The 2,658-nt window shown below is 64.2% G+C and carries 3 protein-coding genes and 1 pseudogene; 2 read left to right on the top strand and 2 right to left on the bottom strand.

The features are described 5' to 3' along the window. Together QOI01_RS17085 and QOI01_RS17080 are read right to left on the bottom strand one after the other, a co-directional pair. Positions 1 to 202, bottom strand: a pseudogene (locus tag QOI01_RS17085) (hypothetical protein); the annotation flags it as partial. Next, positions 199 to 399, bottom strand: coding sequence for a hypothetical protein (locus QOI01_RS17080; protein WP_526382942.1), 201 nt, complete (start codon positions 397 to 399; stop codon positions 199 to 201). The gene QOI01_RS17080 and the pseudogene QOI01_RS17085, both read right to left, overlap by 4 nt. A 128-nt stretch (positions 400 to 527) precedes the next feature. Here QOI01_RS17080 and istA point away from each other — a divergent pair, with 128 nt between their 5' ends. After that, on the top strand, positions 528 to 2,066 hold the full coding sequence (gene istA, locus QOI01_RS17075; protein ID WP_526382940.1) for an IS21 family transposase: 1,539 nt from the start codon (positions 528 to 530) through the stop codon (positions 2,064 to 2,066). Between the two features lie 11 nt (positions 2,067 to 2,077). Beyond that, on the top strand, positions 2,078 to 2,658 hold a 581-nt coding region (locus tag QOI01_RS17070), incomplete at its 3' end, for an ATP-binding protein (protein ID WP_526382938.1).

The raw sequence follows: 2,658 nt of genomic DNA, 5'->3' as shown, positions 1-2,658 counted from the left end.
CGTACACTTCAAGCGCGATCTGCTGAAGGTGGCGGCTGGAAAGCCAGGTTGTTACGGCGTCTTCGTAGGTGTCGAAGTCGTCGGTGAAATGTGCAGGATCGAGGCCGATCTCGCGGATTATCTCCTTGAGGACAAGCAGCATCTTCGTGGTGACGTAGGTCACCGTATGCGCATACGTAATGACGAACGTCGATGTGCTCATGGCTTGAAGAATTCCCCGAGGTTGATGGTCAGAGGCGGCGCCGCAGCGCTCGAATCCGTATCGTCTTCAACGTCTTCGTCCGGGGCGCGCGCTGAAATCCGGTCTGAAACCGTCGCCAGCTTGCGCGTTCCGGTCGATCGTGAACACTGATTCCGTTTGATCGTGAACACCCAATCCAGTTGATCGTGAACGGTCATTCCGGTCGATCGTGAACACCGGTTCCGGTGATCATGAACGCCATCCGGAGCGTCACGATGGGTCGCTGCTGCTGACAGTCTTCAACCACGGGTAGTCCTGATCCTTTGCCGAGCAGCGGAGGATCGGAATGCCGGGCGAGAGATTGTCGATGCGAAAGATACGTGAGGTGCTGCGCCTGCGATTTGCTCAGGGACTGAGCCAGCGGGCGATCGGGATCAGCGTGCGACTGAGTACAGGTGCGGTGAACGCGTGCCTCAGTCGTGCCCGGTTGGCGGGGCTGAGTTGGCCGGTGCCGGAGGCGCTGGATGACAGCCAGCTCGAGGCGCTGCTGTATCCACCACCGCCTGCGGTGGCGACAGAGCAGCGACCGGTTCCGGACTGGGCGGAGGTTCACCGCGAGTTGCGGCGGCCGAACATGACACTGGCACTGCTCTGGGAAGAGTACCGAGGCGGGACGGGTGCTCGCGACGGGTTCGGGTATTCATGGTTCTGTGACCTGTACCGCGAGTGGGTCGGCCGCCTGAAGCCAACGCTTCGCCAGGTGCACACGGCGGGTGAGCGGGTCTTCGTCGATTTCGCCGGTCACACCATGGAGGTGATCGACGGGGCCACTGGGGAGATCCAGCGCGCCGAGGTTTTCGTCGCCGTCCTCGGCGCCTCCAGCTACGTCTTTGCAGAAGCCACCTGGACGCAGTCGCTGCCGGACTGGATCGGCGCGCACGTCAACATGCTGGCGTTCATTGGAGGTGTTCCAGGACAAATCGTCAGCGACAACCTGCGCGCCGGGATCACCCGGGCCTGTTTCTACGAGCCGCTGGTCAACCGCACCTATGCCGACATGGCGTCGCACTACGGCACCGCAGTGATCCCGGCGCGCCCCTACAAACCGCGTGACAAGGCAAAAGTTGAAGTCGGGGTCCAGGTCGTGCAGCGCTGGATCCTGGCGCGGCTGCGCAACCGGCGGTTCTTCTCACTGGCCGAGCTGAATCAGGCGATCCGTGGGCTGGTTGATGATCTCAACCTTCGTCCGATGCGCGGCTGGGGAACCACCCGACGGGCGCTTTACGAGCAGCTCGATCGGCCCGCACTGCGGGAGCTGCCGCCGACACCGTATGAATATGCCACCTGGAAACGCTGTCGGGTGAACCTCGATTACCACGTCGAGATCGACAAGCATTTCTATTCCGTGCCGTTCCGGCTGCTCCGCGAAGAGGTCGAGGCCCGCATCACGGCGAAGACGGTGGAGATCTTCCATCGCGGCAAACTGGTCGCCGCCCATCTGCGCAGTCTGCGCCCGCATCGACCGACGACACTTGCCGAGCACATGCCGAGTTCGCACCGGCGCTACCGCGACTGGACGCACGAACGGATCCTGCGCGAAGCCGCCTCGATCGGCGACGATACCGCGGCCCTGGCCGAGATCATCCTGCGCTCCCGCCCGCATCCCGAGCAGGGGTTCCGCTCCTGCATCGGCATCCTCCGCCTGGCCGAACGTTACGACGCCGAGCGGCTGGATGCCGCCTGTGCCCGGGCGTTGGTCCTTGGCACGCGCTCCTACAGCTCGGTCGCGACGATCCTGAAGAATGCTCAGGACAGGAAGGCCACCGATCCGGAACAGCCAAGCCTGTTCCACGAGAACATTCGCGGTTCCGGCTACTACCATTGAAAGGAAAGACGATGCTCATCCACCCACTGGCCGAGCGCTTGCGCGGCCTCGGCATGGCCGCCATGGCCGATGCGTTCCTTGAGATGCAGAGTAATTCTGCCGCCGCCGAGCTCTCGCGCGAGGACTGGCTCGGCCTGCTGATCGACCGCGAGGCGACGGCGCGCGACAACAAGCGTCTGGCCCGACGGCTCAGCCAGGCCCGGTTGCGTCAGGCCGCGGTGATCGAGGACACCGACTTCCGCACACCACGCGGTCTGGACCGCGCCCTGTTCCACAAACTCGCTGGCTGTGACTGGATCCGTCAGAGCCAGCACCTGGTCATCGGCGGTCCGACGGGGACCGGCAAGTCATGGCTGGCCTGCGCGCTGGGCCACAAGGCCTGCCGCGAAGGCTTTTCGGTGCTGTATCGGCGCGCGCCGCGGCTGTTCAGCGAACTGGCAACCGCTCGCGGTGAAGGCAGGCTGCCGCGGATGCTGGCGATGCTGGAGCGCACCCGGCTACTGATCATCGACGACTGGGGACCGGAGCCGCTCAACGCCGAGCAGCGGCGCGACCTGCTGGAGATCGTCGAGGACCGCTACGAGAAGGGATC

Source organism: Mycobacterium sp. (assembly GCF_032162605.1).
Lineage (GTDB): Bacteria > Actinomycetota > Actinomycetes > Mycobacteriales > Mycobacteriaceae > Mycobacterium.
The sequence above is the reverse complement of the archived record's forward strand: the minus strand, read 5'-3'. Positions and strand labels throughout refer to the sequence as shown.

What these genes read in the sequence shown, in the direction of transcription:
- QOI01_RS17080 (WP_526382942.1), bottom strand. Translation starts at nt 399, where the DNA reads ATGACCGTTCACGATCAACTGGATTGGGTGTTCACGATCAAACGGAAT.
- istA (WP_526382940.1), top strand. Translation starts at nt 528, where the DNA reads ATGCCGGGCGAGAGATTGTCGATGCGAAAGATACGTGAGGTGCTGCGC.